The following is a 17,569-nucleotide window of genomic DNA, read 5'->3' as shown; positions in this document are numbered from 1 at the left end:
GCGCGCGTAGCCGTACCCGAAACGCTCCAGGGGGCGCGTTAGCCGTACCCGAAACGCTCCAGGGGGCGATTATCTGTACCCGTAGCGGTGCTGGGGGGAGACCGACTCCGCTACTGCCGCTCGCAGCCGTTCGTGCAGGCCCCGGAGCCCCGAGCGGTCGACGCGCGCCTCGATGATCTCGCGGCCCCCGGTCCCCGGTGCGGCGAGCGCGGAGGCGGCCTCCGCCGTCGTCCGCACCGTGGTGTGCCGGATTCCATACGCGGCGGCGAGCGCCCTGAGGTCGGCCTTGTGCGGGGTGCCGAAGAGCCGTTCGACGGCGGCCCCGGCGCCGGGCCGCGCTTCGTCGCCGCCCACACGCCCGTGCTCGAGGAGCCCGAAGATCGCGCCGCCCCCGTCATTGAGGACCACGATCCGGAGGGAAGGCTCGGCCTCGCCGACGCCGAGCAGGAGGCCGCCGACGTCGTGGAGCAGCGTGAGGTCGCCGAGGAACAGCGTGGTCTCGACGCGGTTGCCGAGCCAGAGGCCCGTCGCACTCGAGACGGTTCCATCGATGCCCGAGAGGCCGCGGTTGGCGAAGACCCGAGCGCCGGGTTCGGCGGACGGCGGCGCCGCGAGGTCGACGTCGCGGATCCCGTTCGAGGAGCCGAGCATGAGCTGGCCGTGGGCCTGCTGCCACACGAGCTGCGCGAGCTTTGGCCCCGAGAGCGGGGAGCTCGCGAGGAGCCGGTCGACAGCCTCCTGGGCACTCGCGCCAGCCAGAAGCCACGTGTCGAGCCAGCCCTCAGCGCCGCGGCCTGCGAAGGCGGAGAGCTCTTCGAGGTCCTCGACGAGCTTCTCGCGCCGGCGTCCTTCCTCGAACCACGCGGCAGGCCGGGGGTGGTACAGCGCGGTCTCAACCCCCTCGCGGGCGAGGAGCGCGGTCACGGGGCGGCTCAGGGTGGGCCGCCCGAACAGCACGACACGCTCGATCCCGTCCCCCGGGTGCCCATCGAGCAGCACCCGGTACGGCCCGACGGCGTGCGAGCCGAAGCGCGCGTTCGACGACGGCTCGGCGAGCAGCGGGAGGCCGTGCGCGGCCGCGAACGCCTCGGCGAGCGGACCCGCCCCGTGCCCCGCGAGGACGACGGTCCGGCGCGGCGGCAGACCGCCGAGGGCCGCGACCGCTGGCCGCCGGTATGCGAAGCCCTCGGTCGGCGGCTGCTGCCAGCCCGCCGTCGCCGGCTCCCACTCCCCCGGTGGGACAAGAGGCTCCCGGAAGCACACGTTGATCTGGACGGGTCCCGAGGGGACCCCCGGCAGGAGCCCAGACGCAGCGCTCAGCGCGGTCCGGACGGCCGACGACGGCGGCTCCCCTGCCGCGACGGACGTCGCGAAGCGCACGTGCTCGCCGAAGAGGTCGAGCTGTTCGGTGGTCTGGTTCGCCCCCGTGCCGTGCAGTTCGGCGGGACGGTCGGCCGAGAGGACGACGAGCGGGACCTCCGCGTGGTTCGCCTCCATCACGGCCGGGAGCAGGTTCCCCACGGCAGTCCCGCTCGTCGTGACGACGGCCGTGGGCCGCCCCGAGGAGAGCGCAGCACCGAGCGCCGTGAAGCCTCCCACGCGCTCGTCGACGCGGACGACGAGCTCGAGCAGTCCTCGGCCCTCCGCCTCGGCGAGGGCGTACGCGAGCGGCGCGCTGCGGGATCCGGGGCAGACCACGACACGACGGACGCCGCCGGCGAGGAGTCCGGAGACCGTTTCGCGGGCGGCGTCGAGGGAGCCGAGAGAAGTCACATGTCCATCGTAGGCTCGCGGTGCTGCGGGGTGGCGCCTCGGCGAAGTGGCTGGTCGGCGCAGCGGGACCCGCGCGGGGGTGCATGGCAGACTGGCCGCATGCCGGTCACCGCCGAAGAGCGCCGCCTTTCCGAGTCGCCCGAGGATTCCGATCCCTGGCGCATGTGGGGCCCCTACCTCGCCGGTCGCCAATGGGGCACTGTCCGCGAGGACTACTCGGCCGACGGGGACGCCTGGGACTTCTTCCCGTTCGACCACGCCCACCGCCGCGCGTACCGGTGGGGCGAGGACGGCATCGCCGGGCTATGCGACCGTTTCGGCTTCCTCAATCTGGGAGTGGCGCTGTGGAACGGCAGGGACGACCGTCTGAAGGAGCGCTACTTCGGGCTCACGAACGGCCAGGGCAATCACGGCGAGGACGTCAAGGAGCACTGGTGGCACCTCGACGCGACGCCGACCCATTCGTGGGCCAAGACCCTGTACCGCTACCCGCAGGCCGCGTACCCCTACGAGGAGCTCGTGAGCGTCAACGGCTCGCGCTCCCGGAGTGAGCCGGAATACGAGCTCGCCGACACGGGCGTCCTGGCGGAGGACCGCTTCTTCGACGTCGAGACGGTCCACGCGAAGGCCTCGCCGGACGACATCTGCATCACCATCACGGCCACCAACCACGGTCCAGATCCCGCGCCCCTCGACCTGGTCGCCCAGCTGTGGTTCCGGAACACGTGGGCGTGGGGGCGCGACGACCGCCGGCCCCAGATCCGCCGACTCCGTGCGCCCGAGCTCCTCCCCGGGGGCGTCGTCGCGGTCGAGGCGATGCACGGGTTCCTCGGAAGGTACGTGCTCGCCGCCGAGGCTGCCGCCGCTGCGCCCGACGCCCCCACACCCGAGCTGCTGTTCTGCGACAACGAGAGCAACGACGTCGAACTCTTCGGGGCGCCGTCGAACCGTTCACCGCACCCGAAGAACGCGATCGACGCCGCGATCGTCCGGGGCGACCGCTCCCTGCTCAACCCCGCCGAGGAAGGCACGAAGGCGGCGATCCGCTGGCACTTCCCCGCGGTCGCCCCGGGGGCAAGCGTGGCAGTGCGGCTGCGCCTCACGGGCGAGGCCCTCCCCCTCGAACCGTTCGGCGTCGGGTTCGACGACGTCCTCGAGGATCGCGAGCGCGAGGCTGACGAGTTCTATGCCGCCATCGTCCCCGGTGATCGCGGCCCCTCGGCGTCCGAGGACGCGCTCGTGGCCAGGCGTGCCTTCGCCGGGCTCCTGTGGGGCAAACAGCACTACCGCTACTCCGTGCGGGAGTGGCTTGAGGGCGACCCCGCGTTCCCCGCTCCCCCAGCCGACCGGGAGTCGGTGTGGGGCCGCAACACCGGTTGGCGCCATCTGGCCCTCGCGGATGTCATCTCAATGCCTGACGAGTGGGAGTACCCCTGGTTCGCGTCGTGGGACCTCGCGTTCCACTGCGTCGCACTCGCCCACGTCGACCCGGACTTCGCGAAGAACCAGCTCGTGCTGCTGTGCCGCGAATGGGCCATGCACCCGGATGGGCAGCTCCCCGCGTACGAGTGGGCCTTCGGAGACGTGAACCCTCCCGTCCATGCTTGGGCGGCCTGGCAGGTCTTCTGCATCGACGGCTCGCGGGACAAGCACTTCCTGACGAGGGTGTTCGCGAAGCTGCTCCTGAACTTCTCGTGGTGGGTGAACCGGAAGGACGCGGACGGCTCCAACCTCTTCGAGGGCGGCTTCCTCGGCATGGACAACATCGGGGCGTTCGACCGCTCGAAGGGACTCCCGCCCGGTCACCGGCTGGAGCAGTCGGACGCGACCAGCTGGATGGGCTTCTACTGCCTCTCCATGATGCGCATCGCACTGGAACTCGCCCGGGACGACCGCGTCTGGGACGACCTCGCGACGAAGTTCCTCGAGCACTTCCTCACCATCGCCCAGGCGATGGACACCTTCGGGAGCGGCGGGGTCTCCCTCTGGGATGAACAGGACGGCTTCTTCTACGACGTGCTGCTGGGCGAGGACGGCCGCCAGGAACGGCTCCCGATCCGCAGCATGGTCGGCCTCCTTCCGCTCCTCGCGGTCGCGGTGACGCCCGACTGGGCGGTCAAGCGGCTGCCGGACTTCGCCCAGAACCTGCACTGGCTCCAGCGCCACCGTCCTGACGAGACGGGTGCCCTTCTGAAGGCGGGCGACGGCGGCACAGCCGAAGGCGCGGACCCCACGCGTTTCACGCTCGCCGTCCTGCATGACGCCCGGCTCGAACGCGTGCTCGCCCGGCTCCTCGACGAGGGCGAGTTCCTCTCGCCGTATGGCATCCGCTCGCTGTCCGCCGCCTATCGGGAGCCGTTCACGGTCGACGTCGCGGGGCAGCCGATGAGCATCACGTATCTGCCGGGAGAATCCGACTCCGGGCTCTTCGGCGGCAACTCCAACTGGCGGGGTCCCGTGTGGTTCCCGGTCAACGTCCTCGTCGTCGACGCCCTCGCGGACTATGCCGAGGGTTCGGGGGCCGAGCTCAAGGTCGAGTTCCCGACCGGGTCCGGCGTGAAGCTGCCGCTCGGCGACGTCGCGCGGGAACTCGAGGAGCGGCTCGTGCGGCTCTTCCGGCCGGATCAGAGCGGCCGCCGGCCGAGCACACCGAGGCACCATCCGTCCGGGCCGCTGTGGGACGCTCACCCCACGTTCAGCGAGTACTTCCACGGAGACACGGGTGCCGGGATCGGCGCCTCGCATCAGACGGGCTGGACGGCCCTCGTGGCACACCTCATCTGCCAGCGCCAGCAGGGATCCGACCAGCGCCAGCTAGCCCCCGTCAGCTCCCCGTGAGCACCCCGTAGCACCGGCGCAGGCGTTCGATCCACCACGTGCGCCGGTCAGCGGGGGCGGCGTGCTGCGCCAGCAGTTGCGGGTCGGGCGCCGCTGCAACACTGAGCGCCGCCCCGACGGTCAGGACGCCGCCGCGGGGCACCAAGGGCGAGCGCGCGACGTCGTGCGCGAACAGCGCGCCGGTGCCGAGGCCGCACGCGTGCGGGAGTTCCGGGAGCGCGGCGGCGAGCGCGACGCCCGCAGCGAGTCCCACGGACGTGTCGAGGGCCGAACTCACGACGGCGGGCAGTCCCGCCTCGCGGACGATCTCGAGCGCGCGGCGCACTCCGCCGAGCGGTGCGGCCTTCACGATGATGAGGTCCGCGGCGCCGGCGCGGGCGACGCGGAGCGGGTCCTCTGCCTTGCGGACGCTTTCGTCGGCGGCGATCGGGAGCTGGAGGCCGGATGCGGCGAGGCGCGCCCGGACGGCCGCGAGGCCCTCGATCCCTTCGGCGGGCTGCTCGGCGTATTCGAGCCCGAAGGGCGCGAGCGCCGTGAGTGCCTCGACGGCCTCGTCGACGCTCCAGCCGGCGTTCGCGTCAACCCGAACGGCGGCGCCTGGGAGGGCGTCTCGGACGGCGGCCACGCGCGCGACGTCGTCTTCGAGCGACTGCCCTCGCTCGGCGACCTTGACCTTCACTGCGGGAACCGCGCCGTACTTGGCGAGGATCTCGGGGACGCGGCCCGCCGCGACGGCGGGCACCGTCGCGTTCACAGGCACGGTGTCGCGCACGGGCTCCGGGAAGCCCTCCCAGGCGGCCTCTATGGCGGATGCGAGCCAACGGGACGATTCGACGTCGTCGTATTCGAGGAACGGGGCGAACTCGCCCCAGCCGGCGGGGCCTCGGAGCAGGAGGGCCTCGCGCTCGAGGACCCCCCGGAATCTGACGGTCAGCGGAAGGCGGACGACGGCGGCCGTCGCCTCGAGCTCGGCGAGCGCGGGAAGCGGAGACGGAGTGTCCATCATGCTGCCACCCTTAGCACAAGCCACGCCGCGGCGCCGCTCAGGGAGATGACGACGGCGAACGCGAAGAGCCATAGGGCGGCGGGGACGCCGGTCTTCCGAGAGAGGATGAACGCATCCGAGCTGGCCAGCTCCCGGCGACGGCTCGTGTGGACGGAGACGAGGTTCCACCAGTCGCGCGCCGCGCCAAGCACGAGCGCAACACCGGCACCGAGTGTGAGCTGGCCCTGGAAATCCGGGGGGACCGCCACCACGATGGCCCCGACGACGATGATGGCGCCGAGCAGGATGAACACGCCCTGGACGTTGCGGATGAAGAGGAACGTCAGCACGAGCAGGACGACGGCGGCCGAAAGTGCCGCTCTGCCCCAGCCCTGGGACGACGCCCACACCAGCGCCGCCCCGACCACCGCTGGCGCGGGGTAGCCCCAGAAGCCGAACCACACCGCCCGGCCCCGGCCCATCCCGAGGGTCGTCCCGCCTTGGTCCATGCGAAGTGTGATTCCCGTGACGCGCATGCCGGTCGCGAGTCCGGCGAAGGCGTGGCCGAGCTCATGCACGATCGTGACGAAGCGACCGAAGAGCCGCCAGAGCACGGGCACGACGCACAGCGCGGCTGCCCCGACGAGCAGCCAGACGAGCTCGTAGCCGGGCACCGTGATCGGGCCGGTGCGTGTGAAGCCGTTGATGAAGTCCGTCCACCATTCCTGAACCACCTCTCGACCCTATCGGCATCAGCGCGTGCTCAGCAGCGTGTGCGACCCTAGGTCCCATGGTTTCCACCCGCGAGAACTACGGCACGCCCGCTTCCGCACGGCATGCGGCTCCGTTCGGCGAGGCCGTGGCCGGACCGGGGCTCTTCCTCGTGGCCGCCCTGGCCTCGGCGATCGGCGTCGGGGGAACCTACTGGTTCTTCGTCCGCACTACGACCGGCCAGTACATCGACGAGTCGGCGCTCGACGAAGCCGTCGCGGTCTACGGCAAGGCAACCAAGGCAGCCCTCGGGTTCCTCGACGCGCTGCCGACGATTGCCGTCGTCATCGGGCTCGGCGGCCTCCTCTATGCGGCGATCGTGAGACGACGATGGCAGGCGGCGCTCATCACGTTGGCGGGCGCCGGAGCCGCGAACATCCTGACCCAGGTGCTCAAGGCCTACGTCTTCACGCGGCCCTTCCGGGGCATCCAGACGATCATGGAGAATTCGCTTCCGTCCGGGCATACGACGGCGGCGGCCTCCGCCGCTGCCGCCGTCTTCCTCGTGTGCTCGCCCGCGAGGCGCCCCTTCGTCGCGTTCGCGGGCACGACGTTCGCGGTTGCGGCGGGTGCGGCGACCCTCGTCAACCAGTGGCACAGGCCGGCGGACGTCGTCGCCGCGTTCCTCGTCGTCGGCGCGTGCATGGCCCCGACCGGGTGGCTCGTGCTCCGCACCGGGGCACGGTGGAACACTTGGGACGGCTTCGGCAGCACCTGGGCATCCTCGCGGGTGTGGCTCACCCTTCCACTGCTCGTGGGCCTCGGCGCGACAGCGGTCGCCGTCGTCATGCTTGTCAGCATCGCCCCCGGCTCCGGCGTCGTCAGCACGACGCACTACTTCTGGACGGGACTCTCACTCATCGTGATCAGCGGCTATCTGCTGGGAATCGCCGCGACCTGGCTGTTCGCGGTCGCGGTGCGGCGGAACCAGCCGCACCCCTGAGAACCCGCGTTGCGCCTTGGGCGGGCGGAACGCTAGCCTTCACATGTCCAGTCATTGGATAAACCCTCCGGCAGATGAATCTGCTGGGCCAGAGGGACTGATGGGGGTCTTGCCAAGAGCGACACGGCTGCTATTGGGGGCAGCCGTGCAGCTCCCCCTCCTGGAAACCGCCTCGGGGATTCACCCTCACCGGTAGCCGTCGACGATTGCCGCGGCGATCTCCCTGTACGCTCGGCGGGTCTCCGGATGGACCGCCTCGAGGGAGACGAGGTCGCCGTCGGCCACGGCCTTGTCGTGGGGGACGCTGATCAGCATGCCGCACATCCCGGCGAGCGCGGATTCGATGGCGCCCTTGTCGACGCGGGCCGAGACGTCGTCCTTGTCGGTCACGACGACGATCGCCTCCTTCGCGAGGCGCTCGAAGCCATGTGCGGAGAGCCAGAGCAGCGTGTCCCTGGCCCTCTTCGCCCCGCTCACCGCGAAGCCCGCCGCGACGACGATGTTGTCCGCGTGTTCGAGGATCCCTCGCATGGCCGGCCGGCTCACGCCCGTGCCGCAGTCGGTGAGTGTCACCTGGTAATGCCGCGAGACGAGGGAGTAGACACGCTCGTAGTCCTCGGCACGGAGGGAGTCGGAGAGGTCCGGGTCCTGTTCACCGGCCAGGAGGCGCAGGCTCCGGACTTCGTGCAGGTAGGCGTCGAGCGCGACACGGGAATCGTTGTCCCCGAGCTCGCGGAGGAGCTTCGTGATCGTGAGCTGACGCTCCGACTCGTAGGCGCCCTCGCCGAGCGCCCGCTCGATGAGGTCGCCGGCGTCGGGGTTCGCGTCGATCGCGCACACGCTGCCCGAGCGGATGCTCGCCAACGTGAGGCCGACGCCCACGGTCGTCGAGGTCTTGCCGACGCCGCCCTTCATCGAGAGGAGCGCCGTGTTGCGGCTGCCTTCGAGGCGACGGCGGATGCGCCGGTTGAGCTCCGCCTCCTCGCGTTCCGCGGGCGAGGGGCCGAGATTGAGCGTGCCGGCCGTGAGCCGGTACAGCCACCCGCGCAGGCCGCCGCGTGGGGGCGCAGCCTGCGAGGGCTTGATGAAGCCGGCCGGCTGCTCGGACTGAGGCGACGATAGACGCCGCGGGAGGGGAGACGGTCTGGGCGCGAGCGGCTCACGCGCCCGCAGGGACCCCGGCTCCGGCAGCACCGGCTCCGCAGGGGCAGGCTCGGCCAGGGGCGGCTCCGCAGGGGCAGGCTCGGCCAGCGGCGGTTCCGGCAACACCGGTTCCGTCAGGGCAGGTTCGGCCAGCACCGGTTCCGGCAACACCGGTTCCGGCAGCGCAGGCTCGGCCAACACCGGCTCCGGCTGCACCGGTTCAGGCCGCGCAGGTTCCGTCAGGGCAGGTTCGGCCAACACCGGTTCCGGCAGCGCAGGTTCCGCCAGCACCCGTTCCGGCTGCACCGGTTCCGGCAGCGCAGGCTCGGCCAACACCGGTTCCGCCAGCGGCGCCCCGGTCCGGGCGAGCACGGGTTCGGGCTCCGCCTCGCGGACGCGCTCGGCCCGCTCAGCCTCCTCCGCCTCGCGCAGGCGGCGGAGCTCCCGCCGCGACAAGGGAACGGGCTCGGGGGCTGCAGCGGGAGCACCGCCGTCGTCCGTGCGCTGCTGAGTACCGTCGTCGACCATCCCGCCCCTTTCGTACCTGCCCCGCAGCAACTCTAGTGCAGGCTGCTTGCCGCCTTGAGGCGGCTGATGAACAGCCTTGACTGCTCGGGGCCGTACGGGAGGATCGGGATGGCCTTCGTCGCGTCGTGGGGCGTCTCTCTCGTCGCCTGACGTGCGGAGCGGACGGCCGTTGCCATCGTCTCGGCCATCGTGCGCACGGCGACGTCAGTGGAGAGCCCGCCGTGGCCGGGCACGAGGTGCTCGTAGCGGTGACGGAGGGCGGAGATGTGCCGCAGCGAGTCAGCCCACTCCTCCGGATACGCGTCCTCGAACTCCGGGTAGGAACCCTCTTCGACGAGGTCGCCCGTGAAGAGCGTGGTGGAGGTCCCCACGAGCAGGTCGCCGTCCGTATGGCCGCGGCCGAGGTAGAACAGCGTGACCGACTGTCCGCCGAGGTCCACCAGCACGGGCTGGTCGCGCACGATGGCCTGGGGCACCACGATTTCCGTGTGATCGCCGTGCCCTTCCGCCATCTCAGGCTCGCGCTGGCCCGCTTCGGTTCTCGCGACCTCGGCCCGCGCTTCCTCCCCGTGAGCCGCCATCGCGACAGCGGCGTTCTCGTGGGCCCAGAACTCCGTGACCCCCGCGGCGGCGAACAGTGCGTTGCCGAAGTAGTGGTCGTAGTGGGCGTGCGTGTTGACGACGACGAGCGGCAGCTCGGTCTTCTCGCGCACGGCCTCGAGGATGAGCCGCGCCTGCCGCGGCCCCTCCCCCGTGTCCACCACGAGGGCACGTTCGGCGCCCACAACGAGGCCGATGTTGAGTCGGAGCGGCTCGAGGCTGAGCGAGTAGGTCCCGCCGCCGAGGTCGCGCCAGGAAGGCATCTGACGCCTTTCATCCATACGTCGCACGTCCTTACTTGTACGCTGGTCTGTCAGGTCGTGCGTCCGATTCTGCCATGGCCGTCAGAGGTCGGCGAGGATGCTGCCCGGGTGTTCGACGGCGTCGGCCACGAACCGCAGGAAGCCTCCGGCCGTTCCGCCATCGCATACGCGGTGGTCGAAGACGAGGGTGAGCTGGACGATCTTCCGCACCGCAAGCTGCCCTTCCACTGCCCAGGGCCGGTCGAGAATGCGGCCCACTCCGAGGATCGCCGCCTCCGGGTAGTTGATGATGGCGGCACTCCCATCGACTCCGAAGACGCCGTAGTTGTTGAGGGTGAAGGTGCTTCCGGTGAGGTCCTTCGGCGCGGCCTTCCCGTCGCGTGCAAGGGCCGTGAGCCGGCGGAGCTCGCCGTCGAGGGATCGGGCGCTCATGCGGTGGGCCCCGCGGATATTCGGGACCACGAGTCCGCGCTCGGTCTGGGCCGCGAAGCCGAGGTTCACGCCGTCGAACTCGACGATCTCCTTGCCGCCGTCCTCTGCCGTCTCGATCCGGCTGTTGAGCGCCGGGTACTTCTCAAGGCCGGCGAGGGTGAAGCGGGCGATGAACGCGAGCAGGCTCGGCGCGCGCTCGGGCTCGCGACGCTTGAGGTCCTCGCGGAGGGCCACGAGCTCGGTCGCGTCGACGTCGACCCACACGGTCGCCTCGGGAATCTCCGAGCGGCTGCGGGACATCGCCTGCGCAACCGTCTTGCGGACGCCCCGGATAGGGGTGCGGGACGAGACCCCGAGGCCCGTGGCGGAATCGGAGGCAGCCGACTGCGCCGACTGCGCCGGCACCGACTGCCCCAACTGCCCCAACTGCCCAGACTGCCCCAACTGCCCAGACTGCCCCAACTGCCCAGGCTGCCCAGACTGCCCAGGCGCAACGCTCACTTCCCGAGGCACCTTCAGCACCTGCGCGGCCTCGTCCACGTCACGACGCAGAATCAGCCCGTCCGGCCCCGAGCCCTTGATCGAGTGGAGGTCGACGCCGAGCTCGCGTGCCAGCCGCCGCACGAGCGGCGACACGACCCGGAGCGCTTCCTTCGGCGCGGCCGGGGCATTCTGCTGGCCTCCAGAAGGGAGCCCCTTGCGACGCCGCTTCCTGCCGGACCCTGTCGACTCGGACGTTCCGTACCCGATCAGGACGTTCCCTGACCCTGAACCAGCCGTCGACGACGCGGACGAACCCGCAGCACCGGCCGTCGCCGCCGCCGCACCAGTTGTCGTCGCCGACGCACCCGTCGCCGCCGCACCAGTTGTCGCCACCGCCGCCGGGATCTTGGAGCCCGCCCGTTCCTCGGTCCGGTATTGCTCAGCAGCCCCATCGCCGGCCGACTTCGCACCGCCCGCTCCGGCGCCGTCGGCCTTCGAGCTCCCCTCGTCGATGCTGATGAGCGGTCGGCCGACGTCGACCGTCTCTCCCGGCTCGCCATGGAGCACGGAGACGACGCCGGCGTAGGGCGACGGCACCTCGACTACGGCCTTCGCGGTCTCGACCTCCACCACGGGCTGGTCGACGGCAACGAGGTCACCTACAGAAACGAGCCAGCGCACGAGCTCGGCCTCCGTCAGGCCCTCGCCCAGATCGGGAAGCAGAAATTCACGGGTCACGGTCATCAGTCCTCCCACTGGAGCGTGTCGAGGGCGTCGAGAATGCGGTCGACGCTCGGCAGGTACCAGTGCTCGAGCTTGGGGGGCGGGAACGGGATGTCGAAGCCCGCCACCCGTCGGACGGGCGCGGCGAGCGAGTGGAAGCAGCGTTCCTGGACGCGCGCAACGATCTCGGATGCCACAGAAGCGAAGCTCTGCGCCTCTGCAACGACGACCGCGCGCCCCGTCTTGCGGACGGAGGCCGCGACGGTCTCGTCGTCGAACGGGACGATGGTGCGCAGATCGATGACCTCTACCGAGCGGCCCTCCTCGGCAGCGGCCTCGGCGGCGGCGAGCGCAGGCGGAACCGCGGGACCGTAGGCGATGAGGGTCGCGTCCGTGCCGGGGCGGGCGACGACGGCCTTCCCTTCGGCGCGGTCGAGGGCTCCGCCCTGGAATCCTGCCCGCAGGGCCGCGAGGTCGACCGCGTCCTTCGACCAGTAGAGCTTCTTCGGCTCCATGAAGACGACCGGGTCGTCGCTGGCGATGGCCTCCCGGAGGAGCCGGTATGCGTCGGAGACGGTCGCGGGCGTGAAGACCTTGAGGCCTGGCGTGTGGGCGTAATAGGCCTCGGAGGAGTCGCAATGGTGCTCGACGCCGCCGATGCCGCCCGCGTAGGGCACACGGATGACCATGGGCAGGCGCACACGGCCACGCGTCCGGTTGTGCATCTTCGCAACGTGGCTCGCGATCTGCTCGAAGGCCGGGTACGCGAAGGCATCGAACTGCATCTCGACGATGGGCCGCAGCCCGTTCATGGCCATGCCCAGCGCCATGCCGACGATTCCCGACTCAGCCAGCGGGGTGTCGAAGCAGCGCTTCTCCCCGAACTCGGCCATCAGCCCGTCGGTGATCCGGAAGACGCCGCCCAGCTTTGCGACGTCCTCGCCGAAGACGACGACCGTGTCGTCCTCGCGCATGGCGTCTGCCATCGCGGTCGTGAGCGCCTTTGCGAACGTCACCGGCTGCAGGCTGTCATTCTTTTCGGCATCCGCGGCGGCGCGCGCGGCGGCGGCTTCGGCGACCGTGCTCATCAGAGTTCCTTTCCTGGCTGCTCGTCGCGTGCGAGCTCGTCGGCCAAGAAGGCGGCCTGCTCGCGCAGTTGGGGTGTGGGTTCCGCGAAGACGTGGAGGAACAGCTCCTGCGGGTCTAGGTTAGGCTCGGCGCTGAGTCCGTCGCGGAGCCGCTGGGCGACGTCCTCAGCGTCGCCCGCGAAGGCCGACTCGACGTCGTCGGTCAGCGCTCCGGTCGAACGCAGGTAGCTCCGCATCCGGTTGAGCGGGTCCTTCGCGGCCCACGCCTTGACCTCAGCCTCGTTGCGGTAGCGGGTCGCGTCGTCGGCGTTGGTGTGGGCCTGCATCCGGTACGTGTTGGCCTCGACGAGGAGAGGACCGGAACCTGCACGGGCTAGGGTCACGGCCCGGCCAAGGACCGCGAGGAGAGCGACGATGTCGTTTCCGTCGACCCTCTCCCCGGCCATGCCGTAGCCGACGGCCTTGTGGGCCAGCGACGGCGCCACGGTCTGGTGGGCGAGCGGCACAGAGATCGCGTATTGGTTGTTCTGGACGAAGAAGACGACCGGGAGATGGAACACAGCTGCGAAGTTGAGGGCCTCGTGGAAGTCCCCCTCGCTCGTCGCGCCATCGCCGCACATGGCGAGGACCACGGTGTCCTCCCCGCGCAGTTTTGCCGCATGTGCGACCCCGACTGCGTGGAGGAGCTGGGTCGTGAGGGGGGTGCTCTGGATGCCCACCTTGCGTTCGTGGGGGTCGTAGCCGCCGTGCCAGTCGCCTCGGAAGAGGGTCATGGCTTCGACGGGGTCGACGCCCCGAGTCATGACAGCAACCGCGTCGCGATAGGTCGGGAACATCCAATCGCCCTCGCGGAGGCACAGGGCCGCGGCGACCTGGCAGGCTTCCTGACCGTGGCTCGAGGGATAGACGGCGAGCCGCCCCTGCCGGACGAGCGCAGAGTTCTGATCGTTCACCCTTCGGCCGACGACGAGCCTGCGATACGCCTCCAGCAGCTCGTCATCGCTCGGGACGGGATACTGGTGACCAGGGCTCGATCCGCGCTGATCCTCAGGCCGCATAGTCCCGTCCTCGGAGAGGATCTGGATCTGACCGTGCACCGGGAGCATGTAGTCCTCGATGCTGATCCCGAAGCGGCTGATGGCCTCCTGGGCCTCGGCGGGAATCGTCATGATGCCTCCTCGCAGCATGTCCTGTTCTGACCAGGCGTGTTGCCACAAGTATCGACTCGGACGCTGATTCGTATCCACAAGTCGAGGGAATCTTGGAAAGCTGGAAGCGAAATGCCCTAATCTGTAGACGAAACCTCAAAATGATCCAGATCACAGGAGGCCACGTGGACGATGTGGATCGGGCCATCCTCGCCCAGCTCACCGAGGACGCTCGACGTTCGGTCACCACGATCGCAGAGAACGTCCATGTCTCCCGCGCCCACGCCTACAACCGGATCGCCAAGCTCCAAGAGCAGGGGATCATCATGAAGTACACGGCGCTCGTGGACCCGCTCAAGGCGGGCCTCCGCTCGAGCGCCTACGTGACGCTCAAGGTCCGCCAGCACTCCTGGCGCGAGCTCCGTGAGCAGCTCAAGGGGATCCCCGAAGTGCACCATATCGCCCTCGTCGGCGGCGACTTCGACGTCATCCTGCTCGTGCGCGCCGTCGACAACACGGACCTCCGCCGCGTCGTCTTCGACCAGCTCCAGAACATGCCGGGTGTCCTCGACACGCAGACCTTCCTCGTGTTCGAGGACCTCGACACGAGATGACCCGCAAGCCAGGCGACCCCGCAGGCCGGGCGGCGCTTCGGTTCAGCCGGCCCGCCGCTTCTCGGGTCCTCTTTCTCGGGGTACCGTCCGTTGCGCCGACCCCGGCAAGGTCGGGGGTGGCGAGAAGTATTCGTGACCGGTGGGCGTGACCGTCACGATGTCCCCGCGGGTTCCGTCGGGCGCTTCGTTTCCGACCACGTTCCGCCCCCACCCAGCCGACTCCTTTGCGTGATTGCACGCCTCGCAGAGTCCTTGGCCGTTCTCGACGCTGGTTTCCCCGCCCAGCGCGACGGGAACCACGTGGTCGATGTGCCGGATCGGCGCCTCGCAGTAAGGGGTGCGGCAGACCTGATCGCGGATCTCGATGTACCGGGCCAGCGCGCGAGGGAAGCGCCGCAGCCTGGAGTCCATGGCGGCGAGTTCGCCGGTTGCCGGATCAAGGTAAAGACGACGGAGCCAGACCCCTGCGAGTGATGCGGCGCCGGGGTCGGGCATCGAGGGGGCCCTGGGCATCCCGGGGTCGGGGTCGGCAGCAGACGCCCAAGCGCCCGCAGCGGCGGCGCGAGAACCGTCGGCCGGCGGGGAGACGCTCCCGGCCGACGACGCCGCGACCATGGCACGAGCCTGCGCGGCAGCGATAGTCCCGTATCCCTGGAGCACCGCTGGCTCACGGCCACGTTCGAACAAAGACGAACTCGTCATCACGAGGCCGACCCGAAGGGGCACGGCGTCCGCGCGGGCCTGACCTGTCACCCGCTCCACGAGGGTGTCGGCTGCAACCTGCCCCGCAGTCCGCGTATCGCCCGCAGCCCTCGCGGCCGCACCTGCCGCTCGAAGCGCCCCCGAGACCGCTGCAGCCTGTGCGACCGGGAGGACCGCGGTGAGTTGCGCCATCGAGTCAGGAAGCCGTCGAACGGTGACCCTACGGCCCTCCTCTGCCTTGCGCACCCGGGCGACGGCTGAGCCGTCGTCAATCGCGTCCACCGCAGCCCGGACCGCATTCTGGACCCCGCGATCCCCTAGACCCTCGAGGCGCTGCGGAAGGCCCGCGAGGTCCTCGTCGACGGCGGAGCGGGCAGGCGGCGAGAGCACCTCGACGCCCTCGGCCACGAAGATCGCCCGCTCCTCGTTGAGCTGACCAGCTGCCAAGGCACGGAACGTGTGGGGCATCTCGCGAACGAGCCGCTTCGACATCGCCAGAAGCCGAGCCCCGCGGGCTGGTGACACCTTCCGTGCGAGCGCGATCTGGGCCGAAGCAGAACGTTCTCGAGTCCTTGCCAGAGTCCGACCGGTCGTGGATTCCAGCGCGGCGGCACGAGCGTCCATCCCGGCCTCGCACAACTCGGCGAACACGACTTGGACTCGCGCCTGCTCCCCTGCGGCCGCCGCCTTCAATCGCTCAAGCGCATCAAGTCGATCGATCAGCTCAGGCCCGGTGAGATCGGTTAGCCCGCCGCAGAGCGCGAGCCGTGAGAGAAACGAGGCAATCTCTCTCGTCGAGGGCCCCTCCGCACGGCTGAACAGCCCGTTCAGCGCGCCGCGCCAATCTTCGACAGACGAAGGCTGCTCTGACGCAGGCGGACTCGGCCAGTCGGCAACGCCGGTGCGGCCGACTGAATCAGGCCGGTCGGCAGCATCAAGCCGGCCGTCCCCGTCAGAGCAGCCAGCAGCATCAAGCGGGCCGAACCCGTCGCGTCGACCCCCACCAAACGCATCCCCCACCAAAGGCATGGAAGAAGCCTATCGAACATGAGTTCTAAACACAAACGTATGATCAAAGAAGTGTTCGAGTCCGTGAGCTCCTGGGCGCAGCCTAGTGGTGGAACGCCGGTGCGTGACCCGGATCAGGGAACGGGGCGTCGGCCGAGTCGAGGAACTGGACGGCGTTGCGCAAGTCCTCGAGGAAGCTCGCTGCGAGGTCCCTTGTGAAGCCATTGCGCACCACGATCCGCTGCACCGTCAGGCCGTCGAGCCCTGCGGGCATCGGATAGGCCGGGACGAGCCACCCCTCCATCCGGAGGCGGTCAGAGAGGTGGTGCAGATTCCACTTGTCCGTGTGGCCCTCCCGTAGCTTCCAGGCGAAGACCGGGATGTCGGAACCGTCGTTCCACAGCTCGAACGGCTCCATCGCCCCGATCTCGCGCGCAAGGTACTCGGCGACGTCCCGGCATGCGGCGTGGACGGCGCGGTACCCCTCGATACCGAGGCGCAGGAACAGGTAATACTGCAGGAGGACCTGTGCGCCCGGCCGGGAGAAGTTGAGGGCGAACGTGGGCATGTCGCCGCCGAGGTAGCTCACGTGGAACACGAGGTCCTCGGGGAGGGCCTTCGCCTCCCGCCACACGACCCAGCCGAGCCCCGGGTACACGAGGCCGTACTTGTGGCCCGACGTGTTGATCGAGACGACACGAGGCAGGCGGAAGTCCCAGACGAGCTCCGGCTGCAGGAACGGCGCGATCATGGCGCCCGAGGCCCCGTCGACATGGATCGGAACGTCGAGCCCGGTCGAAGCCTGGATGGCGTCGAGGGCCTCGGAGATCTGCTGCACGGGCTCGTACATTCCGGTGTAGGTCACGCCCAGGATCGCGACGACGCCGATCGTGTTCTCGTCGACATAGTCCTCGAGCCCGTGGCCGTCCAGCACCCGGTGCTCCTCCGAAATCGGCACGTAGCGCGCCTCGACTTCGAAGTAGTTGCAGAACTTCTCCCAGCACACCTGCACGGCGGAGCTCATGACGAGGTTCGGGCGGTCAGTGGTCTTCCCCGCCTCGCGCCGTGCGTGCTGCCAGCGGCGCTTGAGCGCGAGGCCTGCGAGCATGCACGCCTCCGAGGACCCGACGGTCGAGGTGCCGATCGAGTCAGCGGGATCGGGCGCGTTCCACAGGTCGGCGAGCATCCGCCAGCAGCGGTGCTCGATCTCCGCCGTCTTGGGGTACTCGTCCCGGTCGATCATGTTCTTGTCGACGGTCTCGGCGTAGAGCTTGCCGGCCTCGGGCTCCATCCAGGTCCCCACGAAGGTCGCGAGGTTGAGGCGAGCGTTGCCGTCGAGCATCGCGTCGTCGTGGACGATCTGATAGGCGGTCGAGGGCAGCGATTCGCCCTCCGGAATGGTGAAGCGTGGGAAGACCGAAGCCTCCCCGGGCCTGCTGAACAGCGGGTTCAGCTCCACGTTGACCGAAGTCTGATGGTGGGAGTCGCGGGCATGGTGGGAGGAACTGCGAGAGGCGTTCACGGGGC

13 protein-coding genes and 1 pseudogene are annotated in these 17,569 nt (G+C 69.9%); 4 read left to right on the top strand and 10 right to left on the bottom strand.

Translation table 11 applies throughout. From position 1 onward, the window contains the following. Window positions 1-69: 69 nt before the first annotated feature. On the bottom strand, window positions 70-1,773 hold the full coding sequence (menD, locus tag E6A21_RS00185; protein WP_138442047.1) for a 2-succinyl-5-enolpyruvyl-6-hydroxy-3-cyclohexene-1-carboxylic-acid synthase: 1,704 nt from the start codon (window positions 1,771-1,773) through the stop codon (window positions 70-72). Between the two features lie 99 nt (window positions 1,774-1,872). On the opposite strand from menD, the gene E6A21_RS00180 reads away from it, so the two are divergent. Further along, a complete protein-coding gene (locus E6A21_RS00180) occupies window positions 1,873-4,611 on the top strand; it encodes an MGH1-like glycoside hydrolase domain-containing protein (RefSeq protein ID WP_138442045.1) in 2,739 nt (912 codons plus the stop codon). Here the strand turns inward: E6A21_RS00180 and E6A21_RS00175 are convergent. Then, window positions 4,598-5,617, bottom strand: a complete 1,020-nt coding sequence (locus E6A21_RS00175; protein ID WP_246036102.1) for an o-succinylbenzoate synthase — start codon at window positions 5,615-5,617, stop codon at window positions 4,598-4,600. The two genes, E6A21_RS00180 and E6A21_RS00175, sit on opposite strands and share 14 nt — an antisense overlap. Next, window positions 5,614-6,330, bottom strand: a complete 717-nt coding sequence (locus E6A21_RS00170; protein WP_138442043.1) for a M50 family metallopeptidase — start codon at window positions 6,328-6,330, stop codon at window positions 5,614-5,616. Before E6A21_RS00170 ends, E6A21_RS00175 begins: the two co-directional genes overlap by 4 nt. A 56-nt stretch (window positions 6,331-6,386) precedes the next feature. Here E6A21_RS00170 and E6A21_RS00165 point away from each other — a divergent pair, with 56 nt between their 5' ends. Next, window positions 6,387-7,310: a phosphatase PAP2 family protein gene (locus E6A21_RS00165; RefSeq protein WP_138442041.1), complete on the top strand. Its 924-nt coding sequence runs from the start codon at window positions 6,387-6,389 to the stop codon at window positions 7,308-7,310. A 186-nt stretch (window positions 7,311-7,496) separates the two neighbouring features. On the opposite strand, the gene E6A21_RS18055 is transcribed toward E6A21_RS00165, so the two are convergent. Beyond that, window positions 7,497-8,714, bottom strand: coding sequence for a MinD/ParA family ATP-binding protein (locus E6A21_RS18055; RefSeq protein ID WP_425471503.1), 1,218 nt, complete (start codon window positions 8,712-8,714; stop codon window positions 7,497-7,499). On the opposite strand from E6A21_RS18055, the pseudogene E6A21_RS18370 reads away from it, so the two are divergent. After that, window positions 8,629-8,964, top strand: a pseudogene (locus tag E6A21_RS18370) (hypothetical protein); the annotation flags it as partial. The gene E6A21_RS18055 and the pseudogene E6A21_RS18370 sit on opposite strands and share 86 nt — an antisense overlap. 49 nt (window positions 8,965-9,013) lie before the next feature. Here E6A21_RS18370 and E6A21_RS00150 read toward each other — a convergent pair. The 4 genes from E6A21_RS00150 to pdhA form a co-directional block, all read right to left on the bottom strand. Continuing rightward, window positions 9,014-9,844, bottom strand: coding sequence for an MBL fold metallo-hydrolase (locus E6A21_RS00150; RefSeq protein ID WP_246036100.1), 831 nt, complete (start codon window positions 9,842-9,844; stop codon window positions 9,014-9,016). An 81-nt stretch (window positions 9,845-9,925) separates the two neighbouring features. Then, complete coding sequence (locus tag E6A21_RS00145) at window positions 9,926-11,503, bottom strand: dihydrolipoamide acetyltransferase family protein (RefSeq protein ID WP_138442037.1); 1,578 nt, start codon at window positions 11,501-11,503, stop codon at window positions 9,926-9,928. Then, window positions 11,503-12,570, bottom strand: coding sequence for an alpha-ketoacid dehydrogenase subunit beta (locus tag E6A21_RS00140; RefSeq protein WP_138442035.1), 1,068 nt, complete (start codon window positions 12,568-12,570; stop codon window positions 11,503-11,505). Before E6A21_RS00140 ends, E6A21_RS00145 begins: the two co-directional genes overlap by 1 nt. Next, the gene (pdhA, locus tag E6A21_RS00135) at window positions 12,570-13,739 is read right to left on the bottom strand and encodes a pyruvate dehydrogenase (acetyl-transferring) E1 component subunit alpha (protein ID WP_138442033.1); all 1,170 of its coding nucleotides are present in this window, start codon (window positions 13,737-13,739) and stop codon (window positions 12,570-12,572) included. Before pdhA ends, E6A21_RS00140 begins: the two co-directional genes overlap by 1 nt. A gap of 140 nt (window positions 13,740-13,879) precedes the next feature. Between pdhA and E6A21_RS00130 the strand changes: the two genes are divergently transcribed. Continuing rightward, window positions 13,880-14,332, top strand: a complete 453-nt coding sequence (locus tag E6A21_RS00130) for an Lrp/AsnC family transcriptional regulator (protein WP_138442031.1) — start codon at window positions 13,880-13,882, stop codon at window positions 14,330-14,332. A gap of 42 nt (window positions 14,333-14,374) precedes the next feature. Here E6A21_RS00130 and E6A21_RS00125 read toward each other — a convergent pair whose 3' ends face one another. Then, complete coding sequence (locus tag E6A21_RS00125) at window positions 14,375-15,526, bottom strand: HNH endonuclease (RefSeq protein WP_425471486.1); 1,152 nt, start codon at window positions 15,524-15,526, stop codon at window positions 14,375-14,377. 619 nt (window positions 15,527-16,145) lie between these two features. After that, window positions 16,146-17,564 (bottom strand): glutamate decarboxylase, encoded by a 1,419-nt coding sequence (gene gad / locus E6A21_RS00120; protein ID WP_138442027.1) that lies wholly within the window; start codon window positions 17,562-17,564, stop codon window positions 16,146-16,148. Between the last annotated feature and the right edge of the window lie 5 nt (window positions 17,565-17,569).

The organism is Sinomonas susongensis, assembly GCF_005877005.1.
Classification (GTDB): Bacteria; Actinomycetota; Actinomycetes; order Actinomycetales; family Micrococcaceae; genus Sinomonas; species Sinomonas susongensis.
Note: the sequence above shows the minus strand (reverse complement) of the source record. Positions and strands in the feature narration are given on the sequence as shown.